Raw genomic sequence first — 25,657 nt, forward strand, 5'->3', positions numbered from 1 at the left:
GCCAGTGCAACAAAAAACCCCCCGTGCCGTGAGGCAAGCGAGGGGAGCGCGCCGGTGCGGTCTGCAGAGCTGCGTGTGCGTGCTCTGCTTCAGCCGACGCGCTTTCCAAGTACGAGAATTCGGGTGCGCATGACACTGACCCTCCCTCCGGCGCCCGGTGCCTGTCAAGTAGGTGGGACGGGCGTCTCACTATTTGAGCGCATTGGAGGACGTGTGATCGTTTCCCTTCTGTTCGCGCCCGCATGACGTACGGGAAGTGATCCCCCCGGCCCGCCCGCGAGGACGGGCAGCGCCTCCTCGCTCGGCACGGGGAACTCCGCGCGCACGAGCGCCCGCCGCAGCCGGTACTCGTCGAGCGGCCCGGAGAAGGCCATCCCCTGCCCGTGCGTGCATCCCATGGCGCGCAGGGCGAGGACCTGTTCCGGCACGTCCACGCCGTCCGCCACGGACTGCATCCCGAGGTCGCAGGCGATCCGCAGCAGCCCGCTGGTGATCTTGTGCAGCCGCGCCGACTCCACGACCCCCTCGACCAGACCGCGGTCCAGTTTCAGTACGTCGATGGGGAGCCGGCGCAGCGCGTTGATGGCCGCGTACCCGCTGCCGAAACCGTCCAGCGCGATCCGCACCCCGAGCCTGCGCAGCGCCACCAGGCGCCGCTCCAGCTCCTCGAAGGAGATCCGCGGGTCACTGTCGGCCAGCTCGATGATCAGCGAGCCCGAGGGCAGGCCGTGCCGGGTGAGGAGGGCCTCGATGGAGTCGAGCGGCAGGGACTTGTCCACCAGCCTGCGGGCCGAGAGCCGGACCGACACGGGGACCTCGTGGCCCGCCCGGTTGCGCTCCGCCGCCTGCTCGACCGCCTCTTCGAGGAGCCACCGGCCGAGCTCGGCGGTGCGGGCGCCCTCCTGGGCCTCACCGGTGTCGGCCACTCTGAGGAACTCGGCGGGCGTGAAGAGGATGCCCTGCGTGGACCGCCAGCGGGCCTGGGCGGCGACGGAGGCCACCCGGCCGGTGGTGAGGCTCACCACCGGCTGGTGGAGCAGCGCGAACTCGCCGTCGTGGAGCGCGGTGCGCAGCCGGGTGGCCAGTTCGGTCCTGCGGACCACCTCGGCCTGCATCTGCGGCGCGTACAGCTCGACCCGGTCCTTGCCGCCGGCCTTCGCCCGGTACATGGCGAGGTCGGCGTTGCGCATGAGGTCGGTGTGGGTGACACCGGCCTCGGCGAAGGCGATACCGATGGACGCGGCGACGCGCACCTCGTTGCCGTCGATCCGGTACGGCTGCGAGAGCGTGAGGCGCAACCGCTCGGCGATCTCGTGGACCTGGCATTCGCGGGCGGCCTGGTCCCTGTTCCCCTCACCGAGGATGAGGGCGGCGAACTCGTCCCCGCCGAGCCGGGCCGCGGTGTCCCCCGACCGCACGGATTCCTGGAGGCGGCGGGCCGCCTGGATCAGCAGCTCGTCGCCGGCCTGGTGGCCGAGGCGGTCGTTCACCCCCTTGAAGCCGTCGAGGTCGATGTAGAGCACGGCGGTGCCGGGATCGCAGGCGCGGCGGCCGCCGAGCGCCTGGCGGACGCGTGCGGTGAACAGGGCGCGGTTGGGCAGGTCGGTGAGCGGATCGTGTTCCGCGTTGTGCTGGAGCTGGGCCTGGAGGCGGACTCTTTCGGTCACGTCCCGGCTGTTGAAGATCAGGCCGCCCTGGTGCCGGTTGACGGTGGACTCGACATTGAGCCACTCCCCCGTGCCCGACCGGAAACGGCATTCGATGCGGGTGGTCGGCTCCTGGGCGGGGGACGCGGCCAGGAAACGGCGTACCTCATGGACGACTCCGCCCAGGTCCTCCGGGTGGATGAGGGAGGCGAGCTCGGATCCGATGAGTTCCTCGGCCTCGCGTCCGTAGACGCCGGAGGCGGCCGGACTGACGTAACGCAGCACCCCGGTGGGCGCGGCGATCATGATCACATCGCTCGATCCCTGCACCAGCGAGCGGAAGTGGTTCTCCTTCTGCGCCAGCTCCTGGGTGAGGGAGATGTTGTCGACGAGCATGATGCCCTGGCGTACGACGAGGGCGAGCACGACCGTACAGCCGGTGAAGATCACCACACGGTCCACGCGGCGGCCGTCGACAACGTTGTAGAGAATGCCCAGGGTGCAGACGGCGGCGGCGAGGTACGGCGTGAGGGCGGCCAGTGAGCCGCTGATGGGGCGGCTGCCCGGACTGCGCGTGCTCCGGTGGTACGGAACGCCCTGCCCCCACCGCGCCGCGCGGCGCGCGCCCCAGGGCGCGTAGGCGAGGAGCAGCGAGCCGGCGAACCAGCCGGCGTCCAGGAGCTGGCCCGAGCGGTAGTTCTCGCGCAGCAGGGGCGAGGTGAACAGCGCGTCGCACAGCACGGTCATGGCGAGGGCGGCTATCGCGGTGTTGATCGCCGCGCGGTTGGCGCTGGAGCGCCGGAAGTGCAGCGCGAGCACCATGCTGACCAGCACGATGTCGAGCAGCGGATAGGCGAGGGAGAGGGCGGCGTGCGCCACGCTCTCGGCCTGGAAATGCGCGGTGTGCGCGAGAGCCAGGCTCCAGGAGAGCGTCAGCAGCGAACCGCCGATGAGCCAGGAGTCGAGCGCGAGGCACACCCAGCCGGCCCGGGTGACGGGGCGTTTGGCCAGGACGAGCAGGCCGACGATGGCGGGCGGGCCGAAGCAGAGGAAGAAGAAGTCGGCGGCGGAGGGCGAGGGGACCTCACGGCCCAGCACCACTTCGTACCAGCCCCAGACGGCGTTCCCGCACGCCGCCATCGCGGAGGAGACCGCGAACAGCAGCCAGGCGGGCCGGAAGCGGCTCTCGTGCGTGCGCGCGTAGAGGAAGCAGGAGACCGCGGCGATCAGGGCGGCGACGGCGAGCCCGAAGTCGCCCATGATGAGCGCGGCCCGGGCGGACCCCCAGCCGAGGGCCGCGCCGATGGCGTAGGCCCCGCAGACGAGGGCGAGCGCGAGCCGGCAGAGCAGACCCGCTCCGCCGCCGAACCCCTGGTATCGGGCGGCGAGCGTCCCGGGGGCGCTCACCGGGCCACCCTGACGCGCGGCGCCCCGGGGGCCGGAGGTGGGGGAAGCATCTGCGGGCCGCGCCTGTCCGCCGGATCGCAGGAGGGTTGTCGTCGGTGGTCCTGCCGCGTCGGATCGGTGGTCCATTCGCCGTGCATCGCCCGTCGCCCCCCTCACAGTCCGGTCGCTCCCCAGCGCCGTGACATCGCGCGGCGCCGCCCCTTGGTCCGGACGATACACCAGTCTCGTCACTCAGGGACATAGGTTCTCTACGCTCCGTGACGATCAGTGGAGTGGGTGGCACGCGGTGCGTCCGGGTGACTTCGGAACGCGTTCGTGAGCCGCTGTCAGCGAGTGGTGAGGACGATGTTGCGCAGCGGTTCGCCGCCGGCGAAGCGGGTCAGTTGATCGGCCATCAGGCGTCTGGCGCGGGGCATGAACGCCGAGGTGCTGCCGCCGACATGGGGGCTGATGAGGACGCCGGGCGCGTGCCAGAGGGGATGGCCTGCGGGAAGGGGCTCGGGGTCGGTGACGTCGAGGGCGGCGCGCAGCCGGCCCGATTCGAGCTCGGCGAGGAGGGCCTTGGTGTCGACGACGGGGCCCCGGGCGACGTTCACGAGCAGCGCTCCGTCCTTCATGCGGGACAGGAAGCCGGCGTTCACGAGTCCCTGGGTCTCCTCGGTGAGGGGGGTGGAGAGGATCACGACGTCCGCCCCGGGCAGCAGGCCGGGGAGGTCGGCCAGCGGGTGCACGGGACCGCGCTCCGTTGTACGGGCGGAGCGCGCGACGCGCGCCACCCGCGCACACTCGAAAGGTGTGAGCCGGTCCTCGATGGCGGCGCCGATGGACCCGTAACCGACGATGAGAACGGACTTGTCGGCGAGCGCGGGGTAGAAGCCGGCCCGCCACTCCTCCTTGTCCTGGCCGTGCACGAAACCGGGGATTCCGCGCAGCGAGGCGAGGACCAGGGCGAGGGTGAGCTCGGCGGTGCTGGCCTCGTGGACACCGCGGGCGTTGCACAGGTGCACGCCCGCGTGCAGGTCCCCGAGGCCGGGCTGGACGTGGTCTATGCCCGCGGAGAGGGTCTGGACGGCGCGCAGGGACGTCATCGCGGCGAGCGGGCGCACCGCGATCTCGGGCCCCTTCATGTAGGGGACGACGTAGAAGGCGCAGTCGGCGGGGTCGGCGGGAAAGTCCTGGCCGCCGTCCCAGAAGCGGTAGGCGAAGCCCTCGGGGAGCCCTTCGATCTCGGCGGCGGGAACGGGGAGCCACACGTCTGAAGTCATGGTCAGGAGGCTATGCGAAGGACCGGGAGGCACAGAGGTTAGTTTTGGGAGCGGCAGAGGGAGGGGTACGGGGAGTTGGAGCGCAGGACAATCGGTGCGGCAGCGCTCGAAGTGGGCGCGATCGGACTCGGATGCATGCCGATGAGCTGGGCCTACACCGGTTCGCAGCAGCGCGGGGACCGGTCGCTCCGTACCGTGCACGCGGCGCTCGACCAGGGGACGAGCCTGCTCGACACGGCCGACATGTACGGGCCGTTCACCAATGAGCTGCTGCTGGGGCGGGTGCTCAGGGAGCGGCGCGCCGATGCCTTCGTCTCGACCAAGTGCGGGCTGCTCGTCGGTGATCAGCACATCGTCGCCAATGGTCGGCCGGGGTACGTGCGGCGGGCGTGCGACGCCTCTCTGCGGCGGCTGCAGACCGATGTGATCGACCTCTACCAGTTGCACCGGCCGGATCCGGAGGTGCCGGTCGAGGAGACCTGGGGCGCGATGGCGGACCTGGTCGGGGCGGGGAAGGTGCGGGCGCTGGGGGTGTGCGCGGTGGGGGCGCGGGCGTCGCGGCGTTCCGGGGCACGGATGCACGACGAAACGATTCGTCAGCTGGAGCGCGTGCAGCAGGTCTTCCCGGTGAGCGCGGTGGAGGCCGAACTCTCGGTGTGGTCGCCGGAGGCGCTGGCGTCGCTGCTGCCGTGGTGCGAGGCGCGGGGCGTCGGTCTCCTGGCCGCCATGCCGCTGGGCAACGGCTTCCTGACGGGGACGCTCAAGCCGGGGCAGGGCTTCGAGCCGGACGACGTACGGGCCAGGCATCCGCGGTTCACCGCCGAGATGATGGCGGCGAACCAGCCGGTGGTGGCGGGCCTGCGGCGGGTCGCCGGGCGGCACGGCGCGACTCCGGCGCAGGTGGCGCTGGCGTGGGTGCTGGCGTGCGGGCGCCATGTGGTGCCGGTGCCGGGGACCAAGCGGGAGCGGTGGGCGGTACAGAACGCGAGGGCTGCGGCGCTGCGGCTCACGGCGGAGGATCTCGAGGAGATAGCGGGGCTGCCGTCGGCGCGGGGGTCGTGGGACTGACCCGGCCGGCCGGCCCGACCGGGTACGGAACCTGCGGGGCGGCAGCGGTGTATGAAGAGTGGGAGCCGCCGCCGGTGACGACTGCCGGCCGTCGAAGGGATGCGTACCGTGCAACGTCCTGCTGTGACAGCTGTAGTGGCTGCCTCTGTTCTCCTGCTCGCGGCGGGGTGTTCCGGCCCGGAGGAGAACGCGCCGGACGGCCGGAGGAGTTCCGCCCCGGCTTCCGGGGCCCCGGGCGGCGGGTCCGCTTCGCCGTCGGGCGACGCGGCCGGTCCCGGCTCCGGATCCCGCGCCGAGCCGCCGCCCGCCAAGGGGTCGGTCAAGGTGGTGAGCACCCTCGCCGAGGACCTCGAGTCGCCCTGGGGACTCGCCCCGCTGCCGGACGGCGACCTGCTGGTCTCCTCGCGCGACGAGGGGACCATCACGCGGATCGACGGCGAGAGCGGCAAGAAGACGGAGGTCGGCTCGGTGGCGGGGGTCGCGCCGGAGGGGGAGGGCGGGCTCATGGGCCTGGCCGTCTCACCGTCCTTCGCCTCGGACCACATGGTCTACGCGTACTTCACCACCGCGTCCGACAACCGCATCGCCCGCCTGGCGTACGACGAGAAGAAACCCGCCGGGCAGCAGCTGGGCGCCCCGGACACCATCCTCAGAGGCATCCCGAAGGGCACGGTCCACAACGGCGGACGGATCGCCTTCGGTCCGGACAAGATGCTCTACGCCGGGACGGGCGAGACGGGTGACACGGGACTGGCGCAGGACAAGAAGTCGCTGGGCGGCAAGATCCTGCGGATGACCCCGGACGGTGATCCGGTGCACGGCAATCCGGAGGCGGACTCGGTCGTCTACTCCTACGGGCACCGCAATGTGCAGGGCCTGGCCTGGGACAGCGAGAAACGGCTGTGGGCCGCCGAGTTCGGCCAGAACACCTGGGACGAGCTCAATCAGATCCGGCCGGGCCGGAACTACGGCTGGCCGGAGGCCGAGGGCAGGAGCGGCAAGGAGGGATTCGTCGACCCGGTCGCGCAGTGGAGGACGGCCGAGGCGTCGCCGAGCGGTATCGCGTATGCCGCGGGCTCGGTCTGGATGGCGGGCCTGCGCGGCGAGCGGCTGTGGCGGATTCCGCTGGACGGTACGGAGCCGGTGGCCGGCCCTCAGCCGTTCCTGGAGGAGAAGTACGGCCGGCTGCGCACGGTGGTGGCGGCCGGCGACGACAAGCTGTGGCTGGTCACGAGTGAGACGGACACCCGGGGCACACCGGAACCGGGCGACGACCGGATCCTGGACCTGGAGGTGGAGTAACCCCTGGAAGGAGCGGAACCGGTCGGCCCGGCCGCCGTGAGCACACTCGGCATCCAGCACCCGTCACCGGCGCCCGTCATCCGGCCGCTGCCTCGGCCCGCTCCGGTACGTCGGTGAAGAGCCGCAGGCGGTGGGCCATCGCGGCGGCCTCGCCCCGGCCCGAGACGCCCAGTTTGGCCAGGATGTTGGAGACGTGGACGCTCGCCGTCTTGGGTGAGATGTAGAGCTCCTCGGCGATCTGCCGGTTGCTGCGGCCGGCCGCGACCAGGCGCAGTACGTCCTGTTCACGGGGGGTCAGGCCCAGCGACTCGGCCGGGCTCGCGGTCAGCGCCGGGGCTTCGGGGGCCCGGGTCAGCGAGAGGCGGGCACGCTGGGCGAGCAGCGCGGCGCTCCCACCGAGCGGACGGGCGCCCAGGTGCTCCGCCGCGGCCCGGACCAGCCGGAGCAGCTCGGCGGCCCGCTCGCGTTCGCCGGCGTTCAGTTCACGGAGGCTCACCGCACCGGTCCCGGTGTCGCCGCCGCCCGTGGCGGAGGCCGCGAGCAGGGACTCCGCCCAGCGCAGGCGAACGCGCGCCAGGTCGTACGGGCGCTCCAGGGGCTCGAACGCGGTGACGACACCGGCCCAGTCGTCGGGGGAGGCGCGGCCCTCGGCCCGGCGCAGCTCGGCGCGGACCCAGTGCGCGTACGCGTGCCAGAGCGGCGCCGGTGTGGCCAGCCGCTTCGCTCCGGCGCGGATCAGCTCCAGGGCCTCGGCCCGGCCCGCCTCCGCCGCCGGGAGGCCGCGTGCGTCCGCTTCGGCGGCGGCGGCTTCGGCCAGCAGGAACCAGGCGTAACGGTGCGTGCCGAGCGGGAAGCCCGCCGAGACGGTCTGCGCCAGTTTCGCGCGGACCTCCAGGACGTGGCCGCGGGCGGCGGCGATGGTCAGCTCGACCATGTGCAGCGGAAGGTCGTGCTGGGGCATCGGGTCGTGGCTGCCGAAGTACGCGCGGGCGGCCGCCGACTGCTCGTCGGCCTCGGTCAGTTCGCCGCGGGCCCGCGCCACGTCGGCCCGTATCCAGGCGGCGGCGCCGCGGGGCTTGGTGCTGGGCAGGGAGGCGCGCTCGATGCCCACGGCGTGCTCGACCGCCTCGCTCCAGCGCCCGAGGGAGGCGAGCGACTCGGCGAGATTCCCGCGGACCCAGGCTTCGCTGTCCGCGAGGCCGTACTGACGGGAGAAGGCGAGCCCTTCCTCCGCGACGGCGACCGCCTCCCGGGAGCGTCCCACTGACTCCAGATGGGAGGGGAGGTTGACGTAGACGCGGCCCGCCACGCTGGCCAGGCCCTGCCCGACCGTCTGTTCCTTGACGGCGTACAGCACGGCGAGGCCGCCTTCGACGTCGCCCGAGTCGACCATCAGGCCGCCCAGCGTGGTCCGCGCGGTGAGTTCGGTGTCCCTGGCACCGACCATGCGCGCGTACTCCACGGCCTGTTCGGCGGCGACCAGAGTCTCCGGACCGGGCTCGTGGAGCATGCCCCAGCCCGCCACCTGGGCCAGCACCTCCGCGTGGACGGCGGACGGCGGCAGCCCGCGCACGAGGTCGCGCGCGGTGGCCAGCTCGGACCAGCCGTCGCCCCGCGCGAGGCTCGACACCATCCTGGCGCGCTGGACCCAGAACCAGGCTTCGCGCAGGGGCTCGTCCTCGCCCTCCAGGATCCGCAGCGCCTTCTTCGCGATCTTGAGCGCCCGTTCGCGCTCACCGCCGAACCGGCCGGCGACGGTGGCTTCCGCCATGAGGTCGAGGTAGCGCAGGGGCGTGGTCGCGGGGTCGCAGCCGCAGGGCGGGTAGACCCCGGCGTAGTCGACGGGGCGCAGCACGGCGCGGACGTCGGCGGGGGCGTCGTCCCACAGCTCCATGGCGCGCTCCAGGAGGCGCAGTTGCTCGGCGTAGGCGTGGCGGTGGCGCGCCTCGACGGAAGCCTTCAGCACGGCGGGGAGCGCCTTGGCCGCGTCGTGCGCGGCATACCAGTAGCTGGCGAGACGCGTGGCGCACTCGTCGGCCGGTACGAGCGTGGGGTCGGCCTCCAGCGCTTCGGCGTACCGCCGGTTGAGCCGGGAGCGCTCGCCGGGCAGCAGGTCGTCGCTGAGCGCCTCGCGCACCAGGGAGTGCCGGAAGCGGTAGCCGTCGCCGTCCGGGGTCGCGAGGAGCAGGTTGGCGCCCACGGCGGCCCTCAGCGCCTCGATCAGATCGTCCTCGGGGAGCCGGGCGACGGCGAGCAGCAGCCGGTACTCGACGGTGGAACCGCCCTCGGCGACGGTCCTGGCGACCTTCTGGGCGTCCTCGGGCAGCGCTTCGACCCGTACGAGCAGGACGTCGCGCAGGGAGTCGCTCAGGCCCGTGGTGCAGCCGGTCCCGATGCAGCAGGCCAGTTCCTCGACGAAGAACGCGTTGCCGTCGGAGCGCGTGAACACCTCTTCGACCAGGGCCGCTTCCGGCTCGGTGGCGAGGATGCCGGTCAACTGGCGGTGCACTTCCGAGCGGTTGAAGCGGGCCAGCTCGATGCGCCGGACGGTGCGCAGCCGGTCGAGTTCGGCGAGGAGGGGCCGCAGGGGGTGGCGGCGGTGGATGTCGTCCGCGCGGTAGGTGCCGATGACGACAAGGCGCCCGCGCCGCAGCGTGCGGAAGAGGTAGGCGAGGAGGTGGCGGGTGGAGGTGTCGGCCCAGTGCAGGTCCTCCAGGGCGAGGACGACCGTACGGTCCGCGGTGATGCGCTCCAGGAGGCGGACGGTCAGCTCGAAGAGGCGCGCCATGCCGTCTTCGCTGTGCTGGTCGCGGGAGGTCTCGCCCAGTTCGGGCAGGAGCCTGGCCAGTTCGTCCTCCTGGCCCGCGGCCGCTGCGGCGACCTCGTCGGGGAGCCTGCGCCGCAGGGTGCGCAGCGCGGTGGAGAACGGCGCGAAGGGCAGCCCGTCGGCGCCGATCTCGACGCAGCCGCCCACCGCGACGACGGCGGCCTGCCGGCAGGCCGCCGCGAAGAACTCCTCGACGAGGCGGGTCTTGCCCACCCCGGCCTCACCGCCCACGAGCAGCGCCTGCGGCTCGCCCGCGGTGGCGCGGGCGAGCGCATCGGTGAGCTGGGCCAGTTCGCCGGCGCGGCCGACGAACACCGGGCTGACAGACCTGGTTTCCACATCGCTGAGCATCGCACAGGGGTCCGACAACGCGGGACCCATTACCGCACGCGCGGAAGGCATGATCGTCGTCTCGTGTCCTTCACGCCGCCACCCGGCCACGCGGCCACCCGGTCACGCGGCGCGCGCGAACCGGCTGCGCAGTGAACTCACCGGCCCTTCCGGGGCGTTCTTCCCGGACGCGCGGGCGGCCCGCCGGGCCTTGGCGGCCTGCTGTACGAGGCGTTCGGCGGCGGCCCGGCGCATCAGTTCGGCCGCGTGCTGCTGCTGGATCTCGTGCTGGAACATGGTGTTCTCCTTGGTGAGCCGTTCATCGGGACGTTTTCCTCGATGTCTCGACTCTCGCTTCCCAGGGGGCCCCGGCACATCGGGAGAGTGCCGCATCTTGGCAGCACGAAGGGCCTTAGGGACGTACGCGCAGGTGTACGTACGTCCCTAAGGCCCCTGGTGCGGATGCCCTACTGGCCTGCTCCGGGGCCCGTTTCCGCCGCGGGCGGCACAGGCATGGCAGCGAAGAGGCCCAAGTACACCCCGGCGGAGACGAGCAGTCCGAGGGCGCCGGGGGCGAAGCCCGCCCGGGCGGAGGAGCGGATCCGGCCGGAGTGGTGGATGCTGCCGGGCCTACCGGGTGCCGGGCGGACCAGCACCACGACGACGACGGCCGGGGCGGGCAGTGCGAAGCCGCCGTTGGCGAGGACGGTCATGGCCGGCCGTTGCCGTACAGCGCGGCGACCTGGTCGGCGGGGCTGTCGGTCTGCGCGGGTCCCCGGCCGGCCGATGAGTGTCCGGCGCTCGGCGGCGACACGGCCGGTCCAGGTGGCGGTGAGGGCGGCGGGCCCGAGCACCGTGGAGACCACGGCGGCGGGGCCGACGCCGCTGCCGCTGCCGACGCCGGAGGAGGCGCGCGGGGCCTCGTCCGAAACGTCCGCGCCGTCGTGCTCGGCGTCCGGCGTCGGCAGCCTTACTGGTCTCCTCTTCGGCGATCTCGTCGCTCTTCTCGGGCGCGTCCGCGGCGACGGCGGCGGCTGCTGCTGCTTCGTCGGACTCGGTACGGGCTGTGACTGTCGTACGCCGCACGCCGGGTGCCGTTTCTGAGAGCTCCCTCAACGCGCCTCGCGCCACTCCCGCGCCAGCACGGACCAGATCTCCGTGTCGTGCCGCACCCCCCGGTGGGGGAAGTTTTCGCGCAGTACGCCGTCCCGTGTCATCCCCAGCCGCTTCGCGACATTGACGCTCGCGGTGTTCGCGGAGGACACCCTCCACTCGACGCGGTGCATTCCGCGCTCGTCCACCGCCCAGTCGATCAGCACCCGCACGGCGCGCGTGACCAGGCCGCGGCCCACCGCGGACTCCTCCAGCCAGCAGCCCACCTCGCAGGTGCCCGACGCCGCGTCGAAGATCCGGAAGAGGACCCCGCCGACGAGCGTGCCCTCGCGCCAGATGCCGTAGAGCCGGCCGGTGTCGGCGGCCTGCTTGTCGGCGTACGACTGGAGGAAGGCCCGCGCCGAACCGAGGTCCGTGGCGGCCGCCGCCAGTCCGATGTACCGGCCGATGTACGCGCGCCCACGGTCCATGTGGGCCAGGTACTCCTCGGCCCGCCACGGCTCCAGGGGGCGCAGTTCGGCGTCGTCACCCAGCGGTATCGCGAACATCCTGCTCCTTGCCGGCTAGGGCACGAGCTGCTGGGAGCCCTCCGGCCCGCCCGTGCGCTGGACGTCGATCTTTTCATGCGCGGTGGGGGACCCGGGGGGTTCGATGCTGATGCGCGGCAGCCACCGGTCCAGCCGGCGCGGCAGCCACCAGTTGGCGCCGCCCAGCATGTGCATCAGGGCGGGCACCAGGAGCGTACGGAGAACGAACGCGTCCAGGGCGACGGCCGCCGCCAGCGCGATGCCGAACATCGCGATCACGCGGTCGCCGCTGAGCACGAAGGCCAGGAAGACCGCGATCATGATCACGGCAGCGGAGTTGATCACGCGGCTGGTCTCGGCGAGGCCGACGCGCACCGCCCGCCGGTTGTCACCGGTCTCCAGCCACTCCTCGTACATCCGGCTGACCAGGAAGACCTGGTAGTCCATCGAGAGCCCGAAGAGCACCGACACCATGATCACCGGCAGGAACGGCTCGATCGGCCCCGCGCTGCCGAGGCCGAGCAGCTCGCTCCCCCAGCCCCACTGGAAGACGGCCACGACGACTCCGAAGGAGGAGGTGACGGCGAGCACGTTCATCAGCGCGGCCTTGAGCGGGATGCCGACGCTGCGGAAGGCGAGCAGCAGCAGGACGCAGCCGAGCGCGATCACGGCGCCGACGAAGAGCGGCAGCTTGCCGACGATGACCTCGGCGAAGTCGTCGTAGCTCGCGGTCACCCCGCCGACGTACACGTCGAGCGACGTGCCCTGCTGGACCTGGGGCAGCACGCTGTCGCGCAGCCGGTCGACGAGCTCGCTGGTGTCCTGCGACTGCGGCGACGACTGCGGTACGACGGTGAGGGCCGCCGTGTCGCCGCTGCCGTTGTACGTCACCGGGCTGACGGACGCGACGCCTTCGGTGGTGCGCACGGCGCCTTCCAGGGCGGCCATGGCGGCGCGGTCGTCGGAGCCGTCGACTTCGGCGACGAGTGTCAGCGGGCCGTTGCTGCCGGGGCCGAAGCCTTCGGCGAGCAGGTCGTACGCCGCGCGGGTCGTCGTGGACGCCGGGTTGTTGCCCTGGTCGGACGTGCCCAGATGGAGAGAGAGCGTCGGCAGCGCGAGGACCAGCATGACGACCGCGGCGACGGCGCCCAGCAGTTTGGGCCGGCGCTCGACGAAGGCGGACCAGCGGGCGGCGAAGCCGGTGGGGAGGTCGGGCCGCGGGCCGTGCTCGGCGAGCTGCCTGCGCTCGCGGCGGCTGAGCGCCCGCGCGCCGATGAGGGAGAGCAGGGCGGGCAGCAGGGTCACCGATGCGGCGACGGTGAGGACGACGGTGAGCGAGGCGGCGATCGCGACGCCGTTGAGGAAGGACAGGCGCAATATCAGCATGCCGAGCAGGGCGATGCAGACGGTGGCGCCCGCGAAGACGACCGCGCGGCCGGTCGTGGCGACCGCGTCCACCGCCGCCTCGGTGACGGACAGGCCGCGGCGCAGTCCCCTGCGGTGGCGGGTGACGATGAACAGGGCGTAGTCGATGCCGACGCCGAGCCCGACCAGCATGCCGAGCATCGGCGCGAAGTCGGCGACCGTCATGACGTGGCCGAGCAGCACTATGCCCGCGTACGCGGTGCCGACGCCGACCAGGGCGGTGGCTATGGGCAGCAGGCTGGCGGCGAGCGAGCCGAAGGCGACGAAGAGGACGACGGCCGCGACCACGACCCCGACGATCTCGCTGACGTGCCCGCTGGACGTCTCGGTGAGGGCTATGGCGCTGCCGCCGAGCTCCACCTGGAGTTCGGCGGTCTCCGCGTCCTTGGCGGTGTCCACGACGGCCTTGGCCTGCCGCTCGAGAGCGTCGCCGGCCTGCGCGCCGAAGGTGACGGTGGCGTAGGCGGTGTGCCCGTCGGCGCTGATCCGGCCCGCGCCCTCGCGCTCGTACGGGCTGATGACGGTCGCGACGCCGGGGAGGTCCTCGATGGCGTCGAGCGTCCGCGTCATCGACTGCTGGACTCCGGCGGCCTGCACGGTGGTGCGGCCCGCGGTGTGCCAGACGACGGTGTTGCCGTCGCCTCCCCCGCCGTCGAATCCGGCGTCGAGGAGGGCGGCGGCGCGGCCCGACGGGGTGCCGGGCACCTCGTAGTCGTTGGTGTACGAAGAACCGGCGACGCCTGCGGCTCCGGCCACCGCGCCGAGCGCGAGCAGCCACAGCAGGACTGCGGCGAAACGGTGCCTGACGCACCACCGTGCGATTGCTGCCAACGGACCGGCTCCCTGGGGGTAGTGGCTCTTCACAGGGAACGACAGCCCGCAAAGACCTCATGCCCTACGCTCAGCCACTCTGGCACCCAAACCTGATCAATTGTCCCTTTCGTGCGCTTACTCACATGTGCTTGCTCACACACGGTTGTTCACACGCGCTCGCCCATACGCCGGCGCGGGAGGCCGGGCGGTGGACCCGGTCCCCCGCGCACCACCCGGCGCTTCAGCCCGAGACGCTCGCACGTCCGTTCTCCACGTGCCCCATGAGGCGCCTGCGGAAAGCAGCGTCACCCGTAACGCTGATCTCCAGGTCGTACCAGCCGTGCGCGTCGGCGGCCGAGTGCACCACGGTGCGGCTGCGGCCCGGCTTCACCGTGACCTCGCGGGGACGCCTCCCGCCGAGGTCGGCCTCGTCGGCGTACGCGAGTGTCCGCACGGTGAAGATCAGCGGCTCCCTGCCCCGGTTGACGAGGGTGAGATGCAGGTCACGGTCGCGTGCGTCGAGGTACGAGGAGACCTCGGCGGCACCCGCCTCCGTACCGGCGAACTCGCGGCGGAAGCCGTTCGGCCCGGTGATCGTGAAGCGGTAGGCGTCCTTGGTGAGGGGTACGTCCCATCGCGCCGTGCCCCTTACGTCCCGGTGCTGCGGAACGGCGAACTCACCGGCGTACGGATAAAGGGCGAAGTGCGCGCTCGCGCGCCCCGTGTTGCTGAGCGCGACCTTGAAGACGCCGCCCTCGGCCCTGCCGTGGGCGTCCGGCTGGTACGGCAGCGGGCGCGCGGGGCGCGTCCCCTCCTCCTGTACGGGCATGTGCTGCTCCGGCGGGGGCACGGGCCGCCAGCGTCCCGTGAAGGGCGGGATCGCTCCCGGCCGTTCCACCTCGGGCTGCCGGCGTCCGCGCTCGAAGTCGAAGGCGGAGGTCAGGTCGCCGGTGACGGTCCGGCGCCAGGGTGTGATGTTGGGCTCCTCGACGCCCGTCCACCGCTCCAGGAAGCGGATCACGGAGGTGTGGTCGAAGACCTCGGAGCAGACGTACCCGCCGACGGTCCACGGCGAGACCACCAGCATCGGAACCCGGATGCCGAGCCCGGTCGGGCGGCCCTGCCACCGCTCGTCGGTGTTGTCCGCGGGCGGGACGGGCGGCGGGACGTGATCGAAGAAGCCGTCGTTCTCGTCGTAGTTGATCAGCACGACGGTGTGGCGCCAGACGTCCGGATGCGAGGCGAGCGCGTCCAGCACCTGGTAGACGAGCGAGGCGCTGGCGACCGGCGACGAGGAGCCGGGGTGCTCCGAGTCGACCGCCGAGGGCACCAGGTACGACACCTCGGGCAGCCTGCCCGCCGCCACGTCGGCCCGGAAGTGACCGGCGAGCCCCCCCGTCTCGACGCGCCGCAGTCCGCGCTCGAAGAGCGAGCGCTCCTCGGCGCTCAGCGCGGCCACGCCCGCGTCCAGCGCGGTGAGCAGCCGCTCGCGCCCGGCGGCGTCGTCCGTGTGGCGGACCTCGGCGTAGAAGGCCTCCATGTAGGTGAAGCCGCCGGGGACCTTCGCGAGCGCCTTGCGGGCGATCTTCTTGAAGGTCGTGAAGAACTCGATGTTGTTGTCGGTGAAGTTCTCCCACTCCGTGTACGTCTTCCAGCTGCGGCCCGCCTTCTCCAGCCGCTCCGCGTACGTCGGCCACGGGTAGCCGGGGTGGCTGCCCTCGGCGTACGCCGCGTTGGTGACGGCCCGGCTGCCGTCGGCCTCGAAGCCGGTCCAGCCGCTCCACAGGTGGTTGCGGTTCGGGCTCGTGGACGTGTGGATCGACGAGTGGTAGGCGTCGCAGATGGTGAAGGTGTCCGCGAGCTCGTAGTGCATCGGCAGGTCGCGGCGGTCGTAGTACGCCATGGTGGCGCCGGTCTTGGCCGACACCCAGCCGTCCATCCAGCCCTGGTTCCAGGCTTTGGCGCCGCCGCCCCACGAGTGGTCGAGGTCGCCTATGTACTGGAGGTCCTTCTTCTGCGCCTCGGCCGCGTCCCGTACGGGGAAGGGCAGGACGGTGCGCAGCGGCCCGGGCTGCTCGTAGACCGGCTTCCCGGAGGGGAGCTCCACGGCGTTGCGGTCACCGAAGCCACGTACGCCGCGCAGGGTGCCGAAGTAGTGGTCGAAGGACCGGTTCTCCTGCATGAGAACGACGACGTGCTTGACCGCCTTCAGCCCGCCCGAGGGCGGTTCCGCGGCTGCCGCCGCCCGCAGCGAGGGCGGGAGCAGCGACCCGGCCGCGGCGGCGCCGAGGGCGCCTCCGCCCAGCGCGAGCATCCTTCTGCGCGAAATGTCCGATGACACGCCCGACCTCCCAGTCGACAGCCAATGGTCCACCTGCGATCCATTGAGTGGTACGCCTGGGACGGTAGTGAGGCCGGGTGGCGACGAGAAGACCCGGTGACGACTCCGGCGTGAACGTCCAAGACAAGGCGCGAAGAGTCCAAGCGCGATCCGGCCACACGGCGCGGCTCAGCGGTGCGAGGTTCAGCGACGAGTGGGCCCGGTCGGTCCTTCCTGGACTTCCGGGGCTTTCCGGCCTTCTTGCGCGGCGGAGCGACCGGCACCACCGTCCGCAGATGGCGGCGCACCCCGTCCGTCATCGCGGCCGGCCGATCGATCTGGCCTTCCGTCAGCAGATCGACGTATCCCCCGCGGACGGTCGCGAGATGACCGGGAGCGGCCCCCTCCAGGACGGCGCGCCCCTCGTCGGTGAGCACGGCGAGCACACCGCGCTCGTCCGACGGACCGCCTGGAGCCCGCCGTCGGACTGCTCATCCAGCTCGCCTTCGGCCAGGGCCCCGGGCCCGGCATCGGCCTCCCCCTCGCACGCGGCAGCCCGACGCCCGGGGGTGCGTCTGCTCCGTACGCCGAAGGGGCGGCGCACCGGATGCTCCCGGTGCGCCGCCCCTCGTCGTACCCGTACAGGCGTACGGGCGTCAGCCCTCGCTCACGCCCAGCTTCTCCAGGATCAGCTCGCGCACGCGCGCCGCGTCCGCCTGGCCGCGCGTGGCCTTCATGACCGCGCCGACCAGCGCACCCGCCGCCGCGACCTTGCCGCTGCGGATCTTGTCCGCGATGCCGGCGTTGGCCGCGATGGCCTCGTCCACGGCCGTGGACAGCGCGCCCTCGTCCGAGACGACCTTCAGGCCGCGCTTCTCGACGACGTCGTCCGGGCCGCCCTCGCCCGCGAGGACGCCCTCGATGACCTGGCGGGCCAGCTTGTCGTTGAGCGAGCCCTCCTTCACCAGGGCGGTGACGCGGGCGACCTGCTCGGGCGTGATCGGCAGCGACGCGAGGTCGCGGCCGGACTCGTTGGCGTTACGGGCCAGCTCGCCCATCCACCACTTGCGCGCCGAAGCTGCGTCCGCGCCCGCCCCGATCGTCGCGACGATCGGGTCGATCGCACCGGCGTTCAGCATCGACTGCATGTCGTGCTCGCTGACGCCCCACTCCTCGCGCAGCCGGTTGCGGCGCACCCGCGGCAGTTCGGGCAGACCCCGGCGGAGCTCCTCGACCCACTCGCGCGAAGGGGCCACGGGGACCAGGTCGGGCTCCGGGAAGTACCGGTAGTCCTCGGCGTTGTCCTTGATGCGGCCGGCCGTGGTGGAGCCGTCCTCCTCGTGGAAGTGCCGGGTCTCCTGGACGATCGTGCCGCCGGAGTCGAGCACCGCGGCGTGCCGCTGGATCTCGAAGCGGGCCGCGCGCTCCACCGAGCGCAGGGAGTTGACGTTCTTCGTCTCGGAGCGCGTACCGAACTCCTCGCGGCCGTGCGGCCGCAGCGAGAGGTTCACGTCGCAGCGCATCTGGCCCTGCTCCATGCGCGCCTCGGAGACGCCGAGCGCCTTGATGAGCTCGCGGAGCTCGGCGACGTACGCCTTCGCGACCTCGGGGGCCCGCTCGCCCGCGCCCTCGATCGGCTTGGTGACGATCTCGATGAGCGGGATGCCGGCCCGGTTGTAGTCCAGGAGGGAGTGGGACGCGCCGTGGATACGGCCCGTCGCGCCGCCGACGTGCAGCGACTTGCCGGTGTCCTCCTCCATGTGGGCGCGCTCGATCTGCACGCGGAAGATCTCGCCGTCCTCCAGCTGGACGTCCAGGTAGCCGTTGAAGGCGATCGGCTCGTCGTACTGGGAGGTCTGGAAGTTCTTCGGCATGTCCGGATAGAAGTAGTTCTTCCGGGCGAAGCGGCACCACTCGGCGATCTCGCAGTTGAGCGCGAGGCCGATCTTGACGGCCGACTCGACGCCGATCGCGTTGACGACCGGGAGCGAGCCGGGCAGACCCAGGCAGGTGGGGCAGGTCTGGCTGTTGGCGTCCTGCTTGAGCTCCGTGGAGCAGCCGCAGAACATCTTCGTCTTTGTGCCGAGCTCGACATGGACCTCCAGGCCCATGACGGGGTCGTAGGTCGCGAGGGCGTCCTCGTACGACACCAGTTCAGTGACGGTCACGGTGAAACTTTCCCTCTCAGCCCAGCAGGACGTCGTCGTCGCCGAGCTTCTTCAGCTCGCGGTAGAGCAGAGCGAGGCCGGTGACGATGGCGGCGGCGGAGACAGCGGCGTCGACGAGACGGAGCGTGTCATTGTCCTTGCGGGCCATACGGGCCTGCTTGACGACGCTGATCGCGCCGAAGGCGGTGGAGCCGATCGACAGGTACGTAGCGGCCTTGGAATTCTTGAATCCCTTGGCCTTGATGGGCATGGGGCTCACAGCGACGGTGCCTCCTCAAGCAGCGGGTGGCCCCACTTTTCCACGAAGGCTGCCTCTACGGCGGCGCCGACCTTGTAGAGACGGTCGTCCTTCATGGCGGGGGCGATGATCTGGAGACCGACCGGCATGCCGTCCTCGGGCGCCAGGCCGCAGGGCAGCGACATGGCGGCGTTGCCGGCCAGGTTGGTCGGGATCGTGCACAGGTCCGCGAGGTACATCGCCATCGGGTCGTCGGCGCGCTCGCCGATCGGGAAGGCGGTGGTGGGCGTGGTCGGCGAGACGATCACGTCGACCTTCTCGAACGCCTTCTCGAAGTCCTGCGTGATGAGCGTACGGACCTTCTGCGCCGAGCCGTAGTACGCGTCGTAGTAGCCGGAACTGAGCGCGTACGTACCGAGGATGATCCGGCGCTTGACCTCGTCGCCGAAACCGGCCTCACGGGTGAGGGCGGTGACCTCCTCGGCGGACTTCGTGCCGTCGTCGCCGACCCGCAGGCCGTAGCGCATGGCGTCGAAGCGGGCCAGGTTGGAGGACGCCTCGGAGGGGGCGATGAGGTAGTACGCGGAGAGGGCGAGGTCGAAGGACGGGCAGTCCAGCTCCACGACCTCGGCGCCGAGCCCGCGCATCAGCTCGACCGACTCGTCGAAGCGCTGGAGGACACCGGCCTGGTAGCCCTCGCCGCGGAACTGCTTGACGACGCCGACGCGCATGCCGGCGACGGAGCCGTTGCGGGCGGCCTCGACGACCGGCGGGACCGGGGCGTCGATGGAGGTCGAGTCGAGCGGGTCGTGCCCGGCGATGACCTCGTGCAGGAGCGCGGCGTCCAGGACCGTACGGGCGCAGGGGCCGCCCTGGTCGAGGGAGGAGGAGAACGCGACCATGCCGTAGCGGGAGACGCCGCCGTACGTCGGCTTGACGCCGACGGTGCCGGTGACGGCGGCGGGCTGGCGGATGGAGCCGCCGGTGTCCGTGCCGATGGCCAGGGGCGCCTCGTACGACGCGAGGGCGGCGGAGGAGCCGCCTCCGGAGCCGCCGGGGATCTTGGTCAGGTCCCAGGGGTTGCCGGTCGGGCCGTACGCGCTGTTCTCGGTGGAGGACCCCATGGCGAACTCGTCCATGTTGGTCTTGCCGAGGATGACGACGTCGGCCGCCTTGAGCTTCTTGGTCAGCGTCGCGTCGTACGGCGGGATCCAGCCTTCGAGGATCTTCGAGCCGACCGTGGTCGGGACGCCCTCGGTGGTGAAGATGTCCTTGAGCGCGAGCGGTACGCCGGCCAGCGGGCCGAGCTTCTCGCCGTTCGCCCGCTTCGCGTCGACGGCGCGCGCCTGGGCCAGGGCTCCCTCGCGGTCGACGTGCAGGAAGGCGTGCACCTTCTCGTCGACGGCGTCGATACGGGCCAGGTGGGCCTCGGTCACCTCGACGGCCGTGAGCTCCCCCGAAGCGATCTTCGAGGCGGTCTCGGCTGCGGTGAGCCTGATGATGTGCGTGTGGTCCGTCATGACTGTTTAGTCCTCCCCCAGGATCTGCGGCACCTTGAAACGCTGCTGCTCCTGAGCGGGGGCACCGGAGAGGGCCTGCTCCGGGGTGAGCGACGGACGGACCTCGTCCGCGCGCATGACGTTGGTCAGCGGCAGCGGGTGGGAGGTCGGCGGTACGTCTTGGTCGGCGACCTCGGAGACGCGGGCGACCGCGCCGATGATGTCGTCGAGCTGACCGGCGAAGTGATCGAGCTCTTCGCCCTTCAGCTCCAGACGCGCCAGCCGTGCGAGGTGGGCGACCTCCTCGCGCGTGATGCCAGGCATGCAGCGATCCTCTGGGGTGAGTGTGTGGGTTTTGGCCCAATCCTATGGGGCGCGGGCCCCTGCCCACGAAACGGTGGCCCTGTGACACCTCTGTGACGGCGGCGCATTGAGGGAGTGACCGGAGAGCAGGTGGCTTCGTACCGGTCATGACGTGGTGATCCACGCGCGGGAGGGCATGTGGCCGAGGGCCCGGAGCCGACGAGGTGAGTCGACGAATCCGAAATGCTCGGGATGAGCCGGCAGGACCCCGCGCAGGCGGGAGTGCTGCGCGAGTCCCTGGAGGAACTCGCCTCGGGACGGGGCGGGGACGCCCTCAGGGAAATGGCGCAGGAGGTCCTTCGCCCCGGCCATGACCACGGCGGTGCACGGCTTCTCCGCGGCGGACGGATTCGCCGGGGTCAGTTCCGGGCGGCTACGGCCACCGCGCGGTCCAGAGACGGAGGAACCACCCATGTCTTTCATGTTCGGCGACAGCCCCGACGCTCGTGAACTGTTCCTCACCCGCGTGCGCGACCTGACCGTCGGGTGGACACCCGGCTGCCTGCTGTTCGCGTGGTTCCTGACCAGGGAAGAGGGCTGGCACACGAGCTTCCTCGCCCTGTGCGTGCTGCCGCCCGTCGCGGCGCACCTGGGCATCCGCGCCAAGTGCGAGATCCGCGCGGGCCTCGCCCGGGGGCGGGCGCCCTGGCCCTTGCGTTCCTCCCGCTGATCGCCGCAGTCGAGCTCTCCAGGCCGCGGCTAGTTCACCACCTGGCCGGAGGGAGCCGGGGACGGGGACGGGCGCTGGGCCTCCTCCAGGGCCGCCGCGGCGACCCGGTCCAGGTCGACCTGGCGGTGCCAGCCCCGCTCGCCGCGGGCGAGGAGCCATGCCGTCGCCTCGTCCGGCGGCATGGCGGCGGCCACCAACCAGCCCTGCACCGCGTCGCAGCCCAGGTCCCGCAGCCGCTCCCACGTCTCGTCGTCCTCGACCCCCTCGGCCACCACCAGCAGGCCCAGCGAGTGGGCGAGGTCGACCGTGCAGCGGACGATCTCGGCGTCCTCGTTGTCGATCGCGAGCCGGGCCACGAACGACCGGTCGATCTTGAGCTCGCTCACCGGGAGCCGGCGGAGGTGGACCAGGGAGGAGTAGCCCGTACCGAAGTCGTCCAGGGACATCTTCACGCCGTGCCCGGTCAACCCGGCCAGGGTGTCGGCCGCCCGCTGCGGATCCTCCAGCAGCACGTGCTCCGTTATCTCCAGCTGGAGGGAGCCGGCGGGGACACCGTGCCGGGCCAGCCGCGCCGCCACCGCGCCGGCGAACCCCGGCGTGTGCACGTCGCGCGGCGACACGTTCACCGCCACCGGGGTGTTCAGCCCCTGCTTCCGCCAGCGGGCGACCTGCGCGAGCGCGGTCTCCAGGACGTACTCCGTCAGGTGCGGCATCAGGCCCGACGACTCCGCGATGGCGATGAACTCGTCCGGAGGGACCCGTCCCCGCTCCGGGTGCACCCACCGGACCAGCGCCTCGAGGCCGGCCACCTGTCCGTCGAAACGGACCTTCGGCTGGTAGTGGAGCTCGACCTCGCTCGCGTCCAGCGCGCGCCGCAGATCGCCCAGCAGGCCGAGCCGGTCCGGGGTGTTGCTGTCGCGCTTGGACTCGTAGACCTCGACGCCCGTACGGTCCCGCTTGGCCTGGTACATCGCCACGTCGGCCCGGCGCAGCAGCCCTTCCGCGTCCAGCGCGTGGTCGGGGAAGACGGCGACGCCCGCACTGGCCTCCAGAACGAGCGTCAGGCCGTCCAGATCGAGCGGGGAGGAGAGCTCGGCCACCAGGTGCCTGGCGACGCGCTGCGCACTGGTCGTCGAATCGGCGGTCGGGAGCAGGACCGCGAACTCGTCGCCGCCGAGCCGCGCGGCCTCCGCCCCGCGCGGCAGCGCCAGCCGCAGCCTGTCGGCTATCTGGAGCAGCAGCCGGTCGCCCGCCAGATGACCGAGCGTGTCGTTGACCGCCCTGAAGCGGTCGAGGTCTATCAGGACGAGAGCGGTCCTGGTGCCGGTGTTCTCGGCCTCCTCCAGCGCGGGCCAGGTCCGCTCCAGCAGCCACTGCCGGTTGGGCAGCCCGGTCAGCGGGTCCCGCAACTGCTCCTCCGCCCTCGCCCTGGCTATCCACAGGGTGGAGTCCAGGGCGATCAGCGGTACGGCGAACAGCGGCAGCAGGACGGGCAGCGCCACCGCGATCACACAGATCAGCGGTGCGATGCCGAGCAGGGCGACCGCGACGAGCCCCTGCCGGTACAGCGCCGTCCGGGCGACCGACGGCAGCCGTCCGCTCCTGGGCGCCAGCGCGTACCAGAGCAGGACGCGCGTGAGGGCGAGATACGCCAGGGCGGCCAGGGCGACCTCCGGGACCGCCCCCACCCCCCACTCCAGCGGGTTCCAGGGCCTCTCGACGGTCGGTACGTCACCGAACACGGCCAGCACGAGTGCCGCGGCGCCTATGCCCAGGATGTCCACCGCGCCGTGCAGCAGCCCCTGCCGCCAGCGGTGCCTGCGGGCCATGCCGACCAGCACCACGACGGCCAGGCTGACCAGGCCGGCGGGCACCCAGCCGTACAGCATCAGGACGGCGAGGGTGAGCGCGGCGCCGGAGCCCGTGCCGCCCCACCACCGGTCGCGGCCGAGGGCGACCAGGTGGCCGACGATGACTCCGGTGAGCAGCGCGAGGGACCAGCCCACGTCGCCGTCGGGGAACAGCGCGCGGTCCCCCGTCACGGCACCGAAGACCCCGGTGGCCAGGACGAGGGCGGCCAGTGTCACGACGGCGGCGGGCAGCACCCTCGGGGTGCCCGCCCACCGCCGCAGCCGTGAGGCCGGATCGGCGCTCTCGGTCGGTTTCATTGCGTCCCTCTCACAGCCGACGGTGCCCGTGCCACGCGATGGCCCCATTGTCGTGCCACCACGACGGAAAAACCTTCCCCACGCCCTTCATGAGCAGGGGACACCTCATCGCAGCCGCGCACGACAGGCGCACATCCCAACAGTAGGCCGCGGAAGGCTCTCGCGGGCAGCGGTCCACCGCTGTTGCCCGAATGCGCCCCAGCCGCCCCTGTCCGTCTGCTATGCGCTGAACGGGTGATACCGGCTGCGGTTCTTCCCCTCTCACCGGCCCTTTCCCCGCCCGGCGCCGCGCCTACTCCTCGACGGGCACAGCCGCTTCACGGGCTGCTTCCGGCCCCTGGGCCAAAAGGACGGCGAAACCCTCTTCGTTGAGGACGGGCACCTTCAACTGCATGGCCTTGTCGTACTTCGAGCCCGGGCTGTCACCGACCACCACGAACCCGGTCTTCTTCGAGACAGATCCAGTCACTTTCGCACCGAGGCTCTGGAGCGCCTCTTTCGCGCCATCCCGTGTGTGGTTCTGCAGGGTCCCGGTCACCACGACCGTGAGGCCCTCCAGCGGACGGGGCCCCTGGTCCGCACCGGCGCCCTCCTCCTCCATCCGCACCCCGGCCGCCCGCCACTTGCGCAGGATCTCCCGGTGCCAGTCCTCTTCGAACCACTGTTTGAGCGAGGCGGCGATGGTGGGTCCGACGCCCTCCACGGCGGCCAGTTCCTCCTGTGTCGCCTGCTCGATCCGCTCCAGCGAACGGAACTCACGGGCCAGCGCCTCCGCCGCGACCGGCCCCACGTGGCGGATGGACAGCCCGGTGATGACCCGGGCCAGCGGCCGCTCCTTCGCCGCCTCGATGTTCTTCAGCATGGCGAGGGTGTTCTTCTTCGGTTCGCCCTCCTGGTTGGCGAAGAACGTCACCATCTTCTCCTCGCCCGTCTTCGGGTCCCGCTTGGGAAGGCCCGAATCCTGGTCCAGGACGTACGACTTGATGGGCAGCAGCTGCTCCACCTTCAGGTCGAAGAGGTCGCCCTCGTCGCGCAGCGGCGACTCGGCCGGCTCCAGCGGCCGGGTGAGCGCGGCCGCCGCGACGTACCCGAAGTTCTCGATGTCCAGGCACTTGCGGCCGGCCAGGTAGAACAGCCGCTCCCTCAACTGTGCCGGGCAGGAACGGCCGTTGGGGCAGCGGAGGTCGATGTCGCCCTCCTTCATGGCCTTCAGCGGCGTACCGCACTCGGGGCACCGGGACGGCATCACGAACTCCCGCTCGCCGCCGTCCCGCAGGTCGGCCACGGGCCCCAGGATCTCGGGGATGACGTCGCCCGCCTTGCGCAGCACCACCGTGTCCCCGATGCGTACGCCCTTGGCCTTCACCACTTCCTGGTTGTGCAGGGTGGCGAACTCGACCTCGGAACCGGCGACCGTGACCGGCTCCACCTGGGCGTACGGCGTCACGCGCCCCGTCCGCCCCACGCCGACCCGGATGTCGACCAGCTTGGTGTTGACCTCCTCCGGCGCGTACTTCCAGGCGATGGCCCAGCGCGGCGCCCGCGAGGTCGAGCCGAGCCGCCCCTGGAGGCGGATCTCGTCGAGCTTGACGACGACGCCGTCGATCTCGTGCTCCACGGAGTGCCGGTTCTCGCCGAAGTACGCGATGAACTCCCGTACGCCCGCGAGGTCCTTGACGACCCTGTTGTGCCGCGCGACCGGCAGGCCCCACTCGCGCAGCAGCTCGTACGCCTGCGACAGGCGGTCGATGTCGAAGCCCTCGCGGGCCCCGATGCCGTGCACCACCATGTGCAGCGGGCGGCCCGCGGTGACCTTCGGATCCTTCTGCCGCAGCGAACCGGCCGCCGCGTTGCGCGGGTTGGCGAAGGGTTTGTCCTGCGCCGCCACCAGCCGTGCGTTCAGCTCCTGGAACTTCTCCATCGGGAAGTAGACCTCGCCGCGGATCTCGACCAGGTCCGGGACCCGGTCGCCCTTCAGCCGCTCCGGAACGTCCGCGATCGTACGGACGTTGGGCGTGATGTCCTCGCCCGTGCGCCCGTCGCCCCGGGTCGCGGCCCGGGTCAGCCGGCCCTTCTCGTACGTCAGGTTGACCGCGAGGCCGTCCACCTTCAGCTCGCACAGCAGGTGGTACGGCACGGCGCCCAGCTCGCTCGCCACACGCTCGCCCCAGGCCGTGAGCTCCTCGTCGTCGAAGGCGTTGTCGAGGGAGAGCATGCGCTCGCGGTGCTGGACGGCGGTGAAGTCCGTCTCGTACGCTCCCGCGACCTTCTGGGTCGGCGAGTCGGGCGTGCGCAGCTCGGCGTACTCCTCCTCCAGCGCCTCCAGCGTCCGCAGCAGCTTGTCGAACTCCGCGTCGCTGATGACCGGCTGGTCCTTCACGTAGTACCGGAAGCGGTGCTCCTCGATCTGCTCGGCGAGCTGTGCGTGCCGCTCCCGTGCCTCCGCGGGCACTGCCGCCTGCTGTTCGCCAGCCATCGTCCTGTCCTCCCGTTTCCGGTCCCGTCCCC

General features: G+C 71.8%; 17 protein-coding genes. 3 read left to right on the forward strand and 14 right to left on the reverse strand.

Annotation, left to right across the window (positions count from 1 at the left end):
- Positions 1-164: 164 nt before the first annotated feature.
- Positions 165-3,053, reverse strand: coding sequence for a putative bifunctional diguanylate cyclase/phosphodiesterase (locus ABD374_RS07230; protein ID WP_425577155.1), 2,889 nt, complete (start codon positions 3,051-3,053; stop codon positions 165-167).
- Positions 3,054-3,379: 326 nt separating this feature from the next.
- Positions 3,380-4,318 carry a 2-hydroxyacid dehydrogenase gene (locus ABD374_RS07235; protein ID WP_344492516.1) on the reverse strand — a complete coding sequence of 313 codons (939 nt, stop codon included), beginning with the start codon at positions 4,316-4,318 and terminating at the stop codon, positions 3,380-3,382.
- Positions 4,319-4,393: 75 nt separating this feature from the next.
- On the opposite strand from ABD374_RS07235, the gene ABD374_RS07240 reads away from it, so the two are divergent.
- Complete coding sequence (locus ABD374_RS07240) at positions 4,394-5,386, forward strand: aldo/keto reductase (protein WP_344492519.1); 993 nt, start codon at positions 4,394-4,396, stop codon at positions 5,384-5,386.
- A gap of 99 nt (positions 5,387-5,485) precedes the next feature.
- Entirely contained in the window at positions 5,486-6,688 is a 1,203-nt protein-coding gene (locus ABD374_RS07245; RefSeq protein WP_344492522.1) for a PQQ-dependent sugar dehydrogenase, read from the forward strand.
- A 76-nt stretch (positions 6,689-6,764) separates the two neighbouring features.
- On the opposite strand, the gene ABD374_RS07250 is transcribed toward ABD374_RS07245, so the two are convergent.
- The 10 genes from ABD374_RS07250 to gatC all read right to left on the reverse strand — a co-directional run bounded on the left by ABD374_RS07250 (position 6,765) and on the right by gatC (position 20,272).
- A complete protein-coding gene (locus tag ABD374_RS07250) occupies positions 6,765-9,866 on the reverse strand; it encodes a helix-turn-helix transcriptional regulator (RefSeq protein WP_344492524.1) in 3,102 nt (1,033 codons plus the stop codon).
- Between the two features lie 102 nt (positions 9,867-9,968).
- On the reverse strand, positions 9,969-10,142 hold the full coding sequence (locus ABD374_RS07255) for a hypothetical protein (protein WP_344492527.1): 174 nt from the start codon (positions 10,140-10,142) through the stop codon (positions 9,969-9,971).
- 170 nt (positions 10,143-10,312) lie between these two features.
- Positions 10,313-10,558, reverse strand: coding sequence for a hypothetical protein (locus ABD374_RS07260; RefSeq protein WP_344492530.1), 246 nt, complete (start codon positions 10,556-10,558; stop codon positions 10,313-10,315).
- Between the two features lie 399 nt (positions 10,559-10,957).
- A complete protein-coding gene (locus ABD374_RS07265) occupies positions 10,958-11,506 on the reverse strand; it encodes a GNAT family N-acetyltransferase (protein WP_344492533.1) in 549 nt (182 codons plus the stop codon).
- A gap of 15 nt (positions 11,507-11,521) precedes the next feature.
- A complete protein-coding gene (locus ABD374_RS07270; RefSeq protein WP_344492535.1) occupies positions 11,522-13,741 on the reverse strand; it encodes an MMPL family transporter in 2,220 nt (739 codons plus the stop codon).
- 223 nt (positions 13,742-13,964) lie between these two features.
- Positions 13,965-16,064 carry a phosphocholine-specific phospholipase C gene (locus ABD374_RS07275; RefSeq protein ID WP_344492538.1) on the reverse strand — a complete coding sequence of 700 codons (2,100 nt, stop codon included), beginning with the start codon at positions 16,062-16,064 and terminating at the stop codon, positions 13,965-13,967.
- Between the two features lie 635 nt (positions 16,065-16,699).
- On the reverse strand, positions 16,700-18,211 hold the full coding sequence (gene gatB, locus ABD374_RS07280) for an Asp-tRNA(Asn)/Glu-tRNA(Gln) amidotransferase subunit GatB (RefSeq protein WP_344492541.1): 1,512 nt from the start codon (positions 18,209-18,211) through the stop codon (positions 16,700-16,702).
- A gap of 16 nt (positions 18,212-18,227) precedes the next feature.
- Positions 18,228-18,461: a hypothetical protein gene (locus ABD374_RS07285; protein WP_138894630.1), complete on the reverse strand. Its 234-nt coding sequence runs from the start codon at positions 18,459-18,461 to the stop codon at positions 18,228-18,230.
- 5 nt (positions 18,462-18,466) lie between these two features.
- Positions 18,467-19,969 (reverse strand): Asp-tRNA(Asn)/Glu-tRNA(Gln) amidotransferase subunit GatA, encoded by a 1,503-nt coding sequence (gatA, locus tag ABD374_RS07290; RefSeq protein ID WP_344492544.1) that lies wholly within the window; start codon positions 19,967-19,969, stop codon positions 18,467-18,469.
- 6 nt (positions 19,970-19,975) lie between these two features.
- The gene (gatC, locus tag ABD374_RS07295) at positions 19,976-20,272 is read right to left on the reverse strand and encodes an Asp-tRNA(Asn)/Glu-tRNA(Gln) amidotransferase subunit GatC (protein WP_015036350.1); all 297 of its coding nucleotides are present in this window, start codon (positions 20,270-20,272) and stop codon (positions 19,976-19,978) included.
- Between the two features lie 451 nt (positions 20,273-20,723).
- On the opposite strand from gatC, the gene ABD374_RS07300 reads away from it, so the two are divergent.
- Positions 20,724-20,981: a hypothetical protein gene (locus tag ABD374_RS07300; RefSeq protein WP_344492547.1), complete on the forward strand. Its 258-nt coding sequence runs from the start codon at positions 20,724-20,726 to the stop codon at positions 20,979-20,981.
- Positions 20,982-21,010: 29 nt separating this feature from the next.
- On the opposite strand, the gene ABD374_RS07305 is transcribed toward ABD374_RS07300, so the two are convergent.
- Both ABD374_RS07305 and ligA read right to left on the reverse strand, forming a co-directional pair.
- Entirely contained in the window at positions 21,011-23,149 is a 2,139-nt protein-coding gene (locus ABD374_RS07305; protein WP_344492550.1) for a putative bifunctional diguanylate cyclase/phosphodiesterase, read from the reverse strand.
- A gap of 292 nt (positions 23,150-23,441) precedes the next feature.
- A complete protein-coding gene (gene ligA / locus ABD374_RS07310; RefSeq protein ID WP_344492554.1) occupies positions 23,442-25,625 on the reverse strand; it encodes an NAD-dependent DNA ligase LigA in 2,184 nt (727 codons plus the stop codon).
- Positions 25,626-25,657: the final 32 nt, after the last annotated feature.

It is taken from the genome of Streptomyces enissocaesilis (genome assembly GCF_039533765.1).
Lineage (GTDB): Bacteria > Actinomycetota > Actinomycetes > Streptomycetales > Streptomycetaceae > Streptomyces > Streptomyces enissocaesilis.